This window comes from Staphylococcus sp. SUC_1.2, from assembly GCF_026222585.1.
Genome location: NZ_JANJPM010000042.1, coordinates 1 through 14,667 on the forward strand (window position 1 = coordinate 1; position 14,667 = coordinate 14,667).

The window sequence follows — 14,667 nt, forward strand, 5'->3', positions numbered from 1 at the left end:
GTTTTAACAATTACATTTATTAATTGTATCAAATACTAATTATTTTTGTCAAGAACTTTTTTAATTTTTCTTTTCTTGAAGTTAATTAATATTTCAACAAATAATATCTTATAATAAATTGTTTTTATAATCAATAGTCAAAATTACACTTTCTTAACATTGTTTTAAACTAATTTACTTTGCGTTTTCAAACAATATCTTTTGTTTTTGACGACTTTTATATAATAGCAAGTTTATTATTGAACGTCAATGAATTTTATAATATAAAATTGTTTAATATTTCACACTAAATGTATTCATTATCTTTAATGAGTATTTTTTATACTAAAACTCTATAGTATTTTTTATTTAATATTTATCTTTTAAATTCTTTGATTACTTATAAACAAAAAAAGCAATGACATTAAAGTCATTGCCTAACTTTATTCTTTATTTTTACATTCTTCACACAATCCATAAATTTCCATTCGATGATGTGTTACGTCAAAGTTTGTAACGTGTTGAGCTAATTGTTCAATTTCATCCAATTGAGGATAGTGGAAATCTACTATTTTACCGCATCGTTCACAAATAACATGATAATGATTATGAGTATTAAAGTCGAACCTACTTGATGCATCTCCATAAGTCAATTCTTTTACAATACCTATCTTCTTAAATACTCTTAAATTGTTGTAAATTGTCGCAACACTTATATTAGGAAAATCAGGTGAAAGTGCTTGATAAATTTCATCCGCTGTAGGATGTGTATGTGAGCTAATTAAAAATCTAACAATAGCTTGTCTTTGAGGCGTGATACGAACGCCTGACTTTCTTAATGCTATTATAGCTTGTTCAAGCTCATGTTCAATTGATTCTATTTCTGCACTCATCATTTTCACCATCTTTCTACTTTATAATTATTATTATCTTATTAATAATATAACTACTTTCATACGGCATTGTCAATTATTCCATAAGTTTTATATTAATAGCCATCTTTTAAGTCTACTACGTTCTCACTTATTTCTTCTTTATTGAGAAAATGAGATAGATTTCTTTCAAATATTTTCGTTGCTTCCTTTTTATTTTCTTTATCATTACCAGTTATATGTGCAGTAATTGTCACGTTATCTAAATCATAAAGTGGATGTTCTGATTCTAGTGGTTCATTTTCGAATACATCCAAGTAAGCATGACGTATTAATTTTTCTTTAAGTATTTCAATTAAATCGTCTTCTTCTACTATAGTTCCTCTTCCTACATTAATAAATAAGGTATCTTCCTTCATTAATTGGAAGTGATGTTTGTTTAATAAATGATATGTTTCTTTGGTTTCTGGTAACGTATTAATTATTATATCCGCTTCTCCTAATAGTTCGTCTAATTCATTTATCTCATATGTTTGATTAAATCCTTCTTTTTGTTTTCCTGTTTTACTTACACCTATTATTTTCAATTCGAAAGGTGTCAATAACTTTACAGTATCTTGAGCAATAGCTCCAGTACCTAAAAATAAAATTGTTTCATCCTTTAAACGTTTACCTGTCAAAGTACTATCATAAATATGCTTTTGTTGATTAATAAATGATGTTTTCATTTTTTTATGATCATCTAATATAAAAGTTAGTATATATTCTGAAAGTTGCTTTGATTGTATTCCTCTAGTATTGGTTAAAATAATTCCTTTATTCTTAATATACTCTAATGGTAGATTGTTTACGCCTGTTGCATACCATGCAATCCACTTTAAATTCGGGCAAGACTTTATAAATCTTTCATTAATCTCCCCGTCATACCCTATCAATACCTCGAGTTCTTTTTTTTCATTATCTGGAATATTATCTGCTTTATCATAAAACAAAAATGAAATATCAGGATACTTTTCTATTAATTCATTTTCTATATTACCTAAACGTTTCAAGCTTACGATTTTCATTTATCTCACTCCAGCATTTGTTTTAATTCATCTATTTGTGTTTTAACTTTTACTTTTTCAATGATATTTGTAATATATCCCGCTTCATCTATTACAAACGTTGTTCTCACTATTCCCATATTTTCTTTTCCAAAACTTTTCTTCAAACGATATATTCCTACTGCCTTCGATAACTTAAATTCATCATCAACTAACAAATCAAAATTCAAATGATGCTTATTAATAAAGTTTTCGTGTTTTTTTCTAGAATCCCCGCTAATACCATAAACTTTAACTTTCATATCATTAAAGTATTGTATATTATCTCTAAAGTCACATGCTTCTGTTGTACACGTTGGTGTGTTATCTCGTGGGTAGAAATATAATATTGTTTTTTCTCCCATAATTTTTTCATTAGTAATTAATTCACCATTTTGATTCTCTAATTCAAATTTTGGAAAAAGATCTCCTATTTTTAACATCGTATCACTCATTTCTTCATATTATAATTATTATGTTACGATAGTAATGAATATTATTAAATAAGAAAGGTTGATACTCTATGAATTTCACTGAAAGTGAACGTCTTCAAAAGTTATCAAATGAATATATTTTAGGTGGAGTTAATTCTCCTTCACGCTCTTATAAAGCTGTTGGCGGAGGTGCTCCCGTAGTTATGCGTGAAGGTCATGGCGCTTATCTTTACGATGTCGATGGAAATAAGTACATTGATTATTTACAAGCATATGGTCCTATAATCACTGGTCATGCTCATCCTCATATTACTGAAGCTATCCAAGATCAAGCGGCTAAAGGTGTGTTATATGGTACACCGACTGAACTTGAAATTGATTTTAGTAAAAAATTACGAGCAGCTATTCCTTCATTAGAAAAAATTCGTTTTGTTAATTCTGGAACAGAAGCAGTAATGACTACAATTCGAGTTGCTAGAGCTTATACTAAAAGAAATAAGATTATTAAATTTGCGGGGTCTTATCATGGCCATTCTGATTTAGTATTAGTTGCTGCAGGAAGCGGACCTTCTCAATTAGGTTCTCCAGATTCAGCTGGTGTACCTGAAAGTGTCGCTAGAGAAGTCATTACTGTACCTTTCAATGACATTGAATCTTATAAAGAAGCCATGTCACATTGGGGAGATGAAGTAGCAGCTGTATTAGTAGAACCTATTGTAGGTAATTTTGGTATGGTAAAACCTCAACCAGGCTTTTTAGAAGAAGTTAACAACATCACTCATGAACATGGGGCTTTAGTGATTTACGATGAAGTCATCACTGCTTTCCGCTTCCATTATGGCGCTGCACAAGATTTATTAAATGTTTATCCAGATTTAACAGCATTTGGTAAAATTGTTGGTGGTGGATTACCAATCGGTGGCTACGGTGGCCGTCAAGATATCATGGAACATGTTGCTCCATTAGGCCCAGCATACCAAGCAGGAACAATGGCAGGTAACCCACTTTCAATGAGAGCAGGTATTGCATTACTTGAAGTTTTAGAGCAAGATGGTGTATATGAGAAATTAGATAATTTGGGTAAACGTTTAGAAGATGGTTTAAATAAACTTATCGAAAAACATCATATTACTGCAACAATTAATCGTATTTATGGATCGCTAACACTCTATTTTACAGATGAAAAAGTAACACACTACGAACAAGTAGAAAATTCTGATGGTGAGGCATTTGCAAAATTCTTTAAACTTATGCTTAACCAAGGTATTAATTTAGCACCTTCTAAATTTGAAGCATGGTTCTTAACTACTGAACACACTGAAGAAGATATTGATCGAACATTAGAAGCGGCTGACTATGCCTTCAGTCAAATGAAATAATATTTAAAATTTAACGGACCTAAGAATGTCATATCGTAAATATACATTCTTGGGTTTTTATATATGCGTATACTTGTATAGTTTTATTTGTTGAGTGTATACTAATTTAAAAATACATTAAACTATAAACTTGTTATTTAAAGGAGCGTTGTATTTGAAATTAGGCGCACGTATACTTAAAACTGGAATTGCTATCATTCTCGCCCTTTTTATCGCTTCTTTTTTACCTGATAATGTTGGTTTGAAATCTGTAGCAGGAATAAGTGCTATTTTTGCAATGCAACCTAATATATATCGTTCAATGAAAACGATATCTGAACAAGCTACAGGTAATTTAATCGGTGCTATATTAGCAGTGATTATGGTAACCATTTTTGGTAAAAACATTGTGATTATGGGTATCACAGTCATTCTATTAATCGCCATTTTATACAAATTAAACTTGGCGCATGTAGCAACATTAGCAGGTGTCACTGCGTTAATCATTATGGGGCAACATACAGGATCGTTTTATCTTGCAGCTACATTTAGATTTATTTTAGTAATGATTGGAGTTTTAAGTGCTTCACTTGTAAACCTAGTATTCTTACCTCCAAAATTCGAAACTAAAATTTATCATAATGCGGTTAATATTTCTTCCGACATATTTATATGGTTTAAACTTGTGATTAATGATACTTCTGAATATCATCAGATAAAAGAAGATGGTGAACAGTTAGAATCTCGCATCATAAAATTAGAACAAATCTATAACTATTATCACGAAGAACGTACGTTTACAAGAAAAGCTGCTTTCCAACAAAATCGTAAAAAGATATTATTTAAAGAGGTCGTTGGAACAACTCGACAAGCTTACGAAGTATTAAATCGTATGGCTAGATATCAAAATGATTTGCATAATACGAATCATAATTTATTATTTCAAATTAAATTAGAGTTAGATTCATTAACAGCGTATCATGAACAAATTTTAAAAAGTTTATCAAAAAAGGCGCGTTATAATGTAGATGATTTTGATAATCAAATTTTAAATCCTCAAAAGAAAAATCTTATGGATGCTTTTCAATATCAATTAATTCAAAATCCATATCAAGTAGAATATTCATATTCGAATATCATGCAAATTATCGCAGCTATTGAAGAATATCGATATTATTTAGAGCATTTAGATAGACTAAGATTAAGTTTCTTTACGTATCATCGTAATGACACGGATATTGAAATTCAAGATGAAGACTTTGATTTATAAAAATTAAATATCAATACTAAAAAAGACAAACTTAACTATCAAAGTTGAGTTTGTCTTTTTTAGTATTCATTATTTAGTTATAAATCTTGAATGCTATACAAATGTTCATATTCACCTTTTTTAGCAATCAGCTCTTTATGTGTACCCGTTTCAACGATTTGGCCATGCTGCATAACAATAATTTTATCTGCGTGTGTGATTGTTGATAATCTATGAGCTACAATAAGTGTAGTTCTATCTTTACTTAAAACATCTAATGCGTCTTGAATAATTGCTTCACTTTCTAAATCAAGTGCACTTGTCGCTTCATCTAAAATTAATATAGGTGGATTATTTAAGAAAATACGCGCAATAGATAAACGTTGCTTTTGGCCACCAGATAATTTTACGCCACGTTCTCCAACTTCAGTATCATAGCCATTCGGTAAATTCATAATAAAGTCGTGCGCATTTGCCATTTTAGCTGCTTCGATTATTTCTTCTTCAGTAGCATCAGGACGTCCTAATAAAATATTCTCTCTTACAGTATCAGAAAATAAAATATTGTCTTGTTGAACAAGTCCAATTTGATTTCTCAAGCTTCCTGTTAAATAATCTTTAATATTATGACTATCGATCAAAATTTCACCTTCACTTACATCATAAAAACGTGGAATAAGATTAATAAGCGTAGATTTACCTCCCCCGCTCATACCGACGAATGCTACTGTTTCACCTTTGTTTATATTTAAATTTATATTTTTTAAAACTAAAGATTCATCTTCATTATATTTAAAGCTTACATTTTTTAATTCAATATGTCCTTCTTTTATTTCAATAGGTTGTGCACCTTTTTTATTTTTAATGTCATAGTCTTCATCCATTAATTGAAAAATACGATCCATAGAGGCGAAACTTTGCGTTAAAGTTGTGAATGAAGAAACTAAACGTCTTAATGGTCCGAATAATTGTTCTAAATATCCTACAAAAGCTGCTAAGGTACCTACTGTAATTGAACCAGTGATTGCTAAATATGACCCTACTCCAATAACAATGATAGGACCTAAATCTGTGACTGTATTAATAGCTGCAAATGAATAGGCATTCCATGAAGTATGTTGAAACGCTCTACTTAAAAAGTTTTTATTTTTTTTATCAAAGTTTTTCGCTTCATTATCTTCAATTGCAAAGCTTTTTATTACAGACATACCTTGAACACGTTCATGTAAAAATCCTTGTACTTCCGCTAATGCTTGTGAACGTTTACGTGTTAATTTTCTTAAACGTCCAAAGAAAAAATATACTGTAAAGACATAAAAAGGAAAAATAATAATTGCTGCAAGTGTTAATTTAATATCTAAGAAGAACATAATAGAAAGCGCAATAATAATCGTTACACAGTCTAACCAAATATTCATTAACCCAGTTAAAATAAAGTCTTTCGTTTGTTCTACGTCATTAATTACTCTCGATATAACTTGTCCCACTTGATTATTTGCATAAAATCGAGCACTTAAAGCTTGTAAATGGTCATACAATTGCTTACGAATATCATATAAAATTTTATTACTCGTCCATTGTGCTAAATATTGTCGAAGGTATTCAATTGGCGGGCGCACAATTAAAAATATAAATAGAGTAATACCTATCGCTATAGCAAGATGATGGAATTTTTCATTGGTAGTTAATGTACCATTATTAATGACACCATCAATCGCATATTTAATTAATAATGGAATTAACATTGGAATACCAAATTTTATAATTCCAATAATAATCGTTGCGAAAATACGATATTTATATGGTTTGACAAATTCTAAATATCGTCGAATCACACTGACTCCTCCTTAATTTTATTATCAAAAAATGAATAGAGGTTGAACCCTCTATTCATAAACTCATTTATTTAAGAATAGGCAAGTAGTTTCAACCTCTTATTTATTACTCAAGTACTATAAACTAATTAATTACTATTTGCCTCAATTATGCTTAGTAATTACGAATTTTTTTATATCTTTGTTTCCAAACTTTTATAAAGTCAGGAGCGAAAGGACCTTTTTTCTGTTCTATCCATTGTTGTAAAATGTCTACATTTCTTCTGAGTATTACGTCTATTTCATGAGGATAATTCATTTGTTTCATATGTTGTTCATATTCATCCTCATCTAATAAATGATATTTACCATTTGGATAAACTTTAATATCTAAATCATAATCAATATATTTTAAAGCTTCTTCATCACATACAAAAGGCGAAGATAAATTACAGTAATAGTAAATACCATCTTCTCTAAACATGCAAATTACATTAAACCAATACTCAGAATGAAAGTACACGATTGCAGGCTCTCTAGTAATCCATGTACGTCCATCACTTTCAGTTACTAAGGTATGATCATTCCCACCAATGATGACGTGATCTGTTCCTTTTAAAATCGTTGTTTCAGACCATACTCTATGAATATTTCCATCATGTTTATAGCTTTGGATTTTTATATTTTCGCCTTCTTTAGGTATGGATTCTTTAACCATACTCCACACCACCTTTTAAAGTTTTTACAATTCGAATTATACCATATTTTTTTAAACTTCTTTAAAGAGATATAGAGAGATAATATATTTTTCTATTTACCAACAATAAACTCATATATTTTACTCATTGATACTGGGAAAGAATAATCGTCTCGATTTTCTAAATCAAACCATTCCATAAAGTCTGGTAATTGTGCTGAGTCAATATTTATATCTTCAATCACACTATAAACATTTAAATTCCAAGTTTTATGTGTAAACTGATGCTTTAATTGAAATATTATGTTCTCAGATAAAGTTAATGAATGGTTTAACTTATTTTCTAATTTTTGAATCCCATTCGGGCTTTCAAACATTGGAAATTGCCACATACCATTAAGTAGCTTTTCTTGACGTTTTTCAATCAGATATTGACCTTTCTGATTTCTGACTAAAAAAACCTCCTGATTAATTATTTTCTTAGCTTGTTTTTTAGTTTTGATAGGTAAATCTAACGTAGTTCCTTTTCGAAACGCTTCACAATTTTCCTGTACTGGACAAAATAGGCATAACGGATTCTTAGGTGTACATATTGTTGCACCTAATTCCATCATTGATTGATTAAATGTACCCGCTTCTTCTTGTACAAAAGGTTCAAGCTCTTTTTCAAATGATTTTCTAGTAGATTGTAATTTGATATCACGATGGTCATTATTAAGTCGAGTCCATACTCTAAAGACATTTCCATCTACAGTAGCTAAAGGGCGATTAAAAGCAATACTCATTACAGCTGCTTGAGTATATGGACCTACTCCCTTTAATTCACCAAAAACTTTAGCGGATGATGGTACTTCACCATTATAATTATGATGTACTTCTTTAATTGCTGTATGAAAATTGCGGGCACGGCTATAATATCCAAGACCTTCCCAATACTTTAATACTTCATCTTCTTTTGCTTCACTTAACGCTTCAATTGTAGGAAATCGATGAATAAATTTATTGTAATAATCAATGACCGTTTTAACTTGTGTTTGTTGAAGCATAACTTCACTTAGCCATATATAATATGGATTAGTCGTTTCCCTCCAAGGCATTTCTCGTTGATTTTTCTCAAACCATGTCACAATATTATTTTTAAATGTCGTTTCATTTAACATTAAATTATCCTTTCTCTTACATAAAAAAATGTATAAGTTATAATACTTTCTAATATTTGATAAGTATCTTAATTTTGTTATTCTAATTTTTAGATTATAATATATATTAAATCAAGATGAAAAGAGTGAACTTTTATGGATACAGCCACTCATATTGCTATCGGCATTGGACTAACTGCTTTAGCTACACAAGACCCAGCAATGTCACATTCTATGACAGCTACTGCAACAACTTTAATTGCGGGTTCTTTAATACCTGATGGCGATACGGTTTTAAAATTAAAAAATAATGCAACTTATATTTCACATCATCGTGGTATTACACATTCCATACCCTTTACGATTTTATGGCCAATATTACTTGCTTTTATAATATATGTTATCTTTCCGCATATAGATGTGACTCATATATGGATGTGGGCTCAGTTAGCGGTCTTTTTACATGTTTTTGTAGATATCTTTAATTCATATGGTACACAAGCACTTAGACCTATATCAAATAAGTGGATACAACTCGGTGTAATTAATACATTCGATCCAATTATTTTTTTAATATTATGTATAGGAATCACGCTATGGTTATTAGGCGTTCATCCATATCTAGTGTTCTTTCCAATTATTGGTATTTTAATTATTTATTATATTGTTAGATTTAAAATGCAATCAATAATCAAATCTCAAGCGTTGAAACACATTCATGATGAACATCATCCTGTGAAAATTTTTGTTGCACCTACTATGAAATTTATGGAATGGCGTGTAGCGATTCAAACTAAAAACTATGATTATGTAGGTAGAGCTTATGGTCGTAATATAACGTTTAGTGATAAAGTAAAACGTCAACAATTTTCACCCGATACACTTTTATGGCAAATAAAAAGTAATCCTGAAATAAGAACGTTTCTAAAATTCTCTTCTATCTATCGTTGGCAAATACGTAAACTTGATGATCAAACAACTGAGATACGATTGATAGATTTACGTTATCTAAATAAAGGACATTATTCTTTTGCAGCAATTGCACATCTTACTCAAGATCAAAAAATTGACCATTCCTATATTGGATGGGTATTTACAGAAGAAAAACTTCAAAAAAAATTGTACTCTCATTAATTCATTAACTTTAACTATAATTTAAACAACCCCTAGATGACTTATTGACAGTCATTTAGGGGTTATTATTATAACATCAAAAAATATATATGTTATTTATAGTGATTCACTCATATATTAAAAATATTCATATTTCTTGTGGGCAACAAGTCGAGTTAAAATAAAATTGATAACTCCAATTAATACTAAAAAAGCAATAAAATAAATATGATACACAATATTGTACATATTTACAGCTCCAAAAACAATTGAAGATGATAATCCGTCAATCAAATAATATAATGGATTAATTTTTAATATTTGATCAATCATATTTGCCTTATTGTTAGGTATAAAAATGATAGGTACTAAAAAGAATAACACAATTGTTGCTACCACATAAAATTTAAATACTTTTTTACTTATTAAAGTCAATAAACTTAATGTTATTGATATAAAAACAATAAATATAATCGACATTAGTATAAAATAAACAAAAGATATCACCGATGTTTCAAGGTTTACTGGCTTAAAGATTGATGTAATCAATGATAAAACACAGATGATGATAGCCCCTATCAGTGCATTAAGGATGGGCGTAATAATAGGTGTGAGTTGAAATGATTTAGCAATAAGATAATCATACTTATATAATTTGAATGATTTATATATAATATAAGCAATGGTTACAAAAGTATAGAACGCAATCATTCGATATATCCATTGGGCCTTTTCAATTTCTTCTGTATTAAATAAATACATCACTCCAATTATGATACTAATGATAATTAATTGTATTAAAAATAAAATCACATCATATTTCCAAGTCTCTTTTACTTTTGCTTTAGCCAAATGTAAAAGAGATGGAAAATGTTTAAAATATAATATTAACTTATCTATCATGTTTACACCTACAATTCGATATAAATCCATTTACTATTTTTCATATCTGCAATTAAATATCCATTATTTAATTTTGAAATCCATACATTACTTTTAATATTAAATTTACGCTCTAATTTTGATTTATCTACTATAGGAAATACAAAACCAGTTAACTTATCCTCATCATTAAATAACATTTTAATAGGTTGTTGTGTAATAGGCACCACAAATCGTTGATCTTTTTCAGGAACAAGCGTCTTTTTCACTTGCTTATGTGGTTTATGTAATTGAGTATTAAAATAATCAACATACTTACTGTAGTTTGACTTCATATAAGGCGCTAAAGTACTAAATTTATGCGTTTCATATAATGCAGCAGGATTAAAATAATAAATTTTGTTCTTACCTACTTCATATGTATCATCATCGACAATTAAGCGGTATTTTGAAGCACTTTCTCCAGTAATCGTCACAAAAGAATATTTTGGCATTTCAATATCTTGATGATTTGATAATGTCACTTCATCATGTAGAACAATTCCATAAGACAATTTATTTTCAAAAGAATCCGTGTCTTGATTTTGAACTTTCTTCTGAGATTCGTTGATAGGAATTTCAATTTTCCCTATATTATTCACTACCAGTGCGCCAAGTAACACTAAGACGATTAACGTTGAAACTAAAAGCGTCCAAAATTTAACTATAAAATCCGGAACTTTAACATGTTTGTATCGTTCGACTCTTTTAAAGTTATAACTCATTTCCGGCAATCTACTTCTACTTTTCTTCCAATCCAAATCAAAATTCTTAAGTGTTTCTTCATCTTCGATACTTAATCTATCTCTTTCATGATCATTAAATACTGGTAAAACGTCATTTAAAGACCCTTCCATACGCACTTGTCCGTGAGAAATCCATGTAACATAGTTACTTACTTGAGATATTTTAGAAATATCATCGTCTACAAATATAATTGATAAGTCATTAGACACATAGTCTTTTGAAAGTTGTTTCGCCTTATTTAAAAAAGCTTCATCAAGATATTCGAGAATATGACTTAAAATAATAATTTCTGTTTTACAAACTCTTGCAACACTTAAAATCAATTGCGCATACTCAGAGTGACTAAGTTTATTCACTTGAATCGAAGATTTATCATCTAAATGCGCATATTTAATAATTTGATCGACAATATGTGAAGACGTCTCGTAATTAAATAAGCATTGTGTTTCTTCAATATAACTTTTAACAGACATATTTAATAAATGTTTGTTTTTTATATCTCCATAATAAATACTTGCTGATTGTACAACTTTCCCTCTATCAGGTGCAATATCTTGTGCCATAATTCTTCCAATCAATGTTTTGGATGAACCAGGTTCTCCTATGAGTGCAAGAGCTTCTCCTTGATAAATGTGTAAAGTTATTTTATTTAATTCTATGTCTTCCGCGCCATATCCAAACGGCAAATACCACTTTCTATTCTTTTGGTTTCTATAGTATTGTGTAACATTTAATAATTTTAAAACGATTGAACTTCCCATTTGTGTTACATCCTTCTAAATTTTTAATAATGCAATGGGTAAACCCTCTTCAGGATTCGTACTATTTATTCTATAACCCCAAGCAAAAACCCCTTTTAAACGTTCAACTTTAAAGTATTGTTCACTACCATCATTTAATTTATACATTCTGCCTATATTAATTTTAGAACGATCGACTAAATAACTCTCAGCTACAATGACTTTACTTTCATAAACATCATATTCATTCATTATGCCATTCATTTCAGCTTTACGCATTTTTTCTTTACATAATTGTATTTCATGTCTCAATTCCTGTTCAGACATTTCACTTAATCTTTTGTCACTCATCTAAAATACCACTTTCTGCTAATTTAATTTTTATTTTATCATAATTATATCCTTTTCTCATAAGTGCTTCTATTGTTTTCATTTTTAATGTATTACCATCATATTTACGACATTGTTTATTATAAACTTTTTCTAAATCCTTTTGTAATAAGTCATCTAGCACTTCTTCGTCTTGAGCAAAGTCTAACTCATTAAGTACATATTGTGCAGTTTCTATTGTATATCCTTTTTGGATTAAGCTATGCATTACTTTTTGCTTTACTTTAACAACAGGACCTTTTTTAGTTTTCATTATTTTTTTAGCAACATGAATGATAGATTCTATAGGTTGCTCTTCTTCATATCGTTTAACATATCTATCTATAATATTAGGTTCTACTCCAACTTGGTATAGTTTTTGTTTAAATACTTCAGGTCCTTTATCTGTTGTGTTGATCATTGTATTTTTTAAACTTTCAGCATAATCTTCATGATTAATATATTGCTCTTTATAACAATATTCAATCACTTTTTGTACTGCCATTTCATTAATATCATTCTTTTTCAAATAATCACTAACTTCTTTTTCAGTTCGTTTTTTATATGATAAATATTGTATTGCCATATTAACTCCTAGACGATAGTGTTCGTATTTTTGAATTTTTTCCATTTCTGCAGCATCTATCATTTGATTCTTTTTCAAATTGAATTTAACGAGTGTATCTATATCAATTCCCATTTCAAATGCTTCGTCAAGAAAGAGATTAAATCGTTCTTTATTATTTTTTTGAACTTCTATTTTAGTAATTTTCGGCATCATTATTCTCCTCATACTAATTAAAAATTGTATTTTAATAATATATTTATTTTATAACAGAAAATCTAACACATATAGTATTTGATATTAAAAAAGAGCGAAATGGAAGTTTATTTATTCTCATTCTCACTCTTAGTTTATATTTAATTAAATTGTTATATTACTATATTAATAATTATTAAGTTGCGATAAGGCTTCTTGATATTGACTGTCAGAAATATAATTCTGTTGTCTCATTTTTTCTAAATTCACTTTAATTCGATTCTTGAAATTATTTGATACGTTATTAATATCATATACACTTGGGGCATTAACTTTACTTGCTAGCATTGCACTTTGTAATACAGTAATAATCGGATAACTACTATTATTTTGATTTGTAGTTGCACCAAAATAGTAATTTGCTGCACTTTCAATATCATATTGATTATTACCATAGTAAATATTATTCAAATAAAAACTTAATATCTGATTTTTACTGTATTGCTGTTCAACTTTATGCGCGACAAATAATTCTTTTAGTTTACGTGTAAATGAACGTTCATTATTGTAATAATAATTTTTTACAGTTTGTTGAGTAATGGTGCTCCCGCCTTGTACCTCACGTTCACCAATCGTTGAAAATAATGCACGTGTTGTCCCTTTGATATCGAATCCATGATGTTTAGAAAAACGTTCATCTTCCATAGATATAAATGCGCCCTTAACATAATTCGGCATATTGTCTGATGATACAAAATTACTCTTATTTTCAATCGTTTGTAAATCATCGACATTCGCTCTAGATGATAAAAAATACATTAATCCAGTAAACAAAGCAAATATAATCAGAAATATAATAAACATTCTTAGAAAGAGCCGTTTACTTTTCTTCTTTTTCGGTGGTGAACCCACAGGTTGATAATAGGTATTATAATAAGGCTCATTTTGATAATAAGTTGTTTTCTCTTTTGGATAGTTATCTCTTTGTCTTCTTTTCATGGGATTGCTCCTTTACTTAAAGGTCACTCTATAATTGAGAGTTTAACAGTAAGTATTATTTTTATCTATATAAACAATCAAAAATCAGTCTCAAGGTGTATCATTGGTTTTTATATCGCTCAAATTTTCAAGTTACTTTGAAGAAGATAGAGAAGGATTTTTTAAAGATGGATAAGCGGATTTAAAAAACGATATTAAGTTCATAAATATATGAATTTTTAAAAGTAACATTTAAAACGTATTTTCTCCATTTCTAGAAAACAAGGAAAACAAATCAATCAGACGCTTATGAATTGACACGACTTGTAATGATACATTCTCAGTTTCATTGGAGCCTATCCAGAATACAGTTACATTGTAATTCAATCATCGACTATCAACACATTAAAAA

14 protein-coding genes are annotated in these 14,667 nt (G+C 29.0%); 3 read left to right on the plus strand and 11 right to left on the minus strand.

The window, feature by feature from the left end; translation table 11 throughout:
- Window positions 1-422: 422 nt before the first annotated feature.
- The 3 genes from perR to NR218_RS11435 all read right to left on the minus strand — a co-directional run bounded on the left by perR (window position 423) and on the right by NR218_RS11435 (window position 2,379).
- A complete protein-coding gene (perR, locus tag NR218_RS11425) occupies window positions 423-872 on the minus strand; it encodes a peroxide-responsive transcriptional repressor PerR (protein ID WP_017175209.1) in 450 nt (149 codons plus the stop codon).
- A gap of 95 nt (window positions 873-967) precedes the next feature.
- Complete coding sequence (locus tag NR218_RS11430; protein ID WP_017175210.1) at window positions 968-1,918, minus strand: phosphoglycerate dehydrogenase; 951 nt, start codon at window positions 1,916-1,918, stop codon at window positions 968-970.
- A 5-nt stretch (window positions 1,919-1,923) separates the two neighbouring features.
- Window positions 1,924-2,379, minus strand: coding sequence for a peroxiredoxin (locus NR218_RS11435; RefSeq protein WP_017175211.1), 456 nt, complete (start codon window positions 2,377-2,379; stop codon window positions 1,924-1,926).
- An 80-nt stretch (window positions 2,380-2,459) separates the two neighbouring features.
- Here NR218_RS11435 and NR218_RS11440 point away from each other — a divergent pair, with 80 nt between their 5' ends.
- Window positions 2,460-3,749: a glutamate-1-semialdehyde 2,1-aminomutase gene (locus NR218_RS11440; protein WP_017175212.1), complete on the plus strand. Its 1,290-nt coding sequence runs from the start codon at window positions 2,460-2,462 to the stop codon at window positions 3,747-3,749.
- Between the two features lie 154 nt (window positions 3,750-3,903).
- Entirely contained in the window at window positions 3,904-4,998 is a 1,095-nt protein-coding gene (locus NR218_RS11445; protein ID WP_017175213.1) for an FUSC family protein, read from the plus strand.
- 77 nt (window positions 4,999-5,075) lie between these two features.
- Here NR218_RS11445 and NR218_RS11450 read toward each other — a convergent pair whose 3' ends face one another.
- The 3 genes from NR218_RS11450 to mutY form a co-directional block, all read right to left on the minus strand.
- Window positions 5,076-6,812 carry an ABC transporter ATP-binding protein gene (locus tag NR218_RS11450; RefSeq protein WP_070716836.1) on the minus strand — a complete coding sequence of 579 codons (1,737 nt, stop codon included), beginning with the start codon at window positions 6,810-6,812 and terminating at the stop codon, window positions 5,076-5,078.
- A 154-nt stretch (window positions 6,813-6,966) separates the two neighbouring features.
- Complete coding sequence (locus NR218_RS11455) at window positions 6,967-7,509, minus strand: DUF402 domain-containing protein (RefSeq protein WP_017175215.1); 543 nt, start codon at window positions 7,507-7,509, stop codon at window positions 6,967-6,969.
- A 92-nt stretch (window positions 7,510-7,601) separates the two neighbouring features.
- The gene (gene mutY, locus NR218_RS11460) at window positions 7,602-8,648 is read right to left on the minus strand and encodes an A/G-specific adenine glycosylase (RefSeq protein ID WP_019835725.1); all 1,047 of its coding nucleotides are present in this window, start codon (window positions 8,646-8,648) and stop codon (window positions 7,602-7,604) included.
- 135 nt (window positions 8,649-8,783) lie between these two features.
- Here mutY and NR218_RS11465 point away from each other — a divergent pair, with 135 nt between their 5' ends.
- On the plus strand, window positions 8,784-9,761 hold the full coding sequence (locus tag NR218_RS11465; RefSeq protein ID WP_049379627.1) for a metal-dependent hydrolase: 978 nt from the start codon (window positions 8,784-8,786) through the stop codon (window positions 9,759-9,761).
- A 117-nt stretch (window positions 9,762-9,878) separates the two neighbouring features.
- On the opposite strand, the gene NR218_RS11470 is transcribed toward NR218_RS11465, so the two are convergent.
- The 5 genes from NR218_RS11470 to sgtB form a co-directional block, all read right to left on the minus strand.
- Window positions 9,879-10,643 carry a teichoic acid transporter gene (locus NR218_RS11470; RefSeq protein WP_265883418.1) on the minus strand — a complete coding sequence of 255 codons (765 nt, stop codon included), beginning with the start codon at window positions 10,641-10,643 and terminating at the stop codon, window positions 9,879-9,881.
- Between the two features lie 8 nt (window positions 10,644-10,651).
- Window positions 10,652-12,169 carry an ATP-binding cassette domain-containing protein gene (locus tag NR218_RS11475; protein WP_017175219.1) on the minus strand — a complete coding sequence of 506 codons (1,518 nt, stop codon included), beginning with the start codon at window positions 12,167-12,169 and terminating at the stop codon, window positions 10,652-10,654.
- A gap of 15 nt (window positions 12,170-12,184) precedes the next feature.
- Window positions 12,185-12,499 (minus strand): YfhH family protein, encoded by a 315-nt coding sequence (locus NR218_RS11480; protein WP_002455132.1) that lies wholly within the window; start codon window positions 12,497-12,499, stop codon window positions 12,185-12,187.
- Window positions 12,492-13,295, minus strand: a complete 804-nt coding sequence (gene recX / locus NR218_RS11485; protein ID WP_019835723.1) for a recombination regulator RecX — start codon at window positions 13,293-13,295, stop codon at window positions 12,492-12,494. The genes NR218_RS11480 and recX overlap by 8 nt, the downstream gene beginning before the upstream one ends.
- 168 nt (window positions 13,296-13,463) lie before the next feature.
- Window positions 13,464-14,276 carry a monofunctional peptidoglycan glycosyltransferase SgtB gene (gene sgtB / locus NR218_RS11490; RefSeq protein ID WP_017175221.1) on the minus strand — a complete coding sequence of 271 codons (813 nt, stop codon included), beginning with the start codon at window positions 14,274-14,276 and terminating at the stop codon, window positions 13,464-13,466.
- Between the last annotated feature and the right edge of the window lie 391 nt (window positions 14,277-14,667).

Excerpts from the sequence above, each read along its gene's own strand:
- perR (WP_017175209.1), bottom strand. The coding sequence starts at position 872 with ATGAGTGCAGAAATAGAATCAATTGAACATGAGCTTGAACAAGCTATA.
- NR218_RS11430 (WP_017175210.1), bottom strand. The coding sequence starts at position 1,918 with ATGAAAATCGTAAGCTTGAAACGTTTAGGTAATATAGAAAATGAATTA.
- NR218_RS11435 (WP_017175211.1), bottom strand. The coding sequence starts at position 2,379 with ATGTTAAAAATAGGAGATCTTTTTCCAAAATTTGAATTAGAGAATCAA.
- NR218_RS11440 (WP_017175212.1), top strand. The coding sequence starts at position 2,460 with ATGAATTTCACTGAAAGTGAACGTCTTCAAAAGTTATCAAATGAATAT.
- NR218_RS11455 (WP_017175215.1), bottom strand. The coding sequence starts at position 7,509 with ATGGTTAAAGAATCCATACCTAAAGAAGGCGAAAATATAAAAATCCAA.
- mutY (WP_019835725.1), bottom strand. The coding sequence starts at position 8,648 with ATGTTAAATGAAACGACATTTAAAAATAATATTGTGACATGGTTTGAG.
- NR218_RS11465 (WP_049379627.1), top strand. The coding sequence starts at position 8,784 with ATGGATACAGCCACTCATATTGCTATCGGCATTGGACTAACTGCTTTA.
- NR218_RS11470 (WP_265883418.1), bottom strand. The coding sequence starts at position 10,643 with ATGATAGATAAGTTAATATTATATTTTAAACATTTTCCATCTCTTTTA.
- NR218_RS11475 (WP_017175219.1), bottom strand. The coding sequence starts at position 12,169 with ATGGGAAGTTCAATCGTTTTAAAATTATTAAATGTTACACAATACTAT.
- NR218_RS11480 (WP_002455132.1), bottom strand. The coding sequence starts at position 12,499 with ATGAGTGACAAAAGATTAAGTGAAATGTCTGAACAGGAATTGAGACAT.
- recX (WP_019835723.1), bottom strand. The coding sequence starts at position 13,295 with ATGCCGAAAATTACTAAAATAGAAGTTCAAAAAAATAATAAAGAACGA.
- sgtB (WP_017175221.1), bottom strand. The coding sequence starts at position 14,276 with ATGAAAAGAAGACAAAGAGATAACTATCCAAAAGAGAAAACAACTTAT.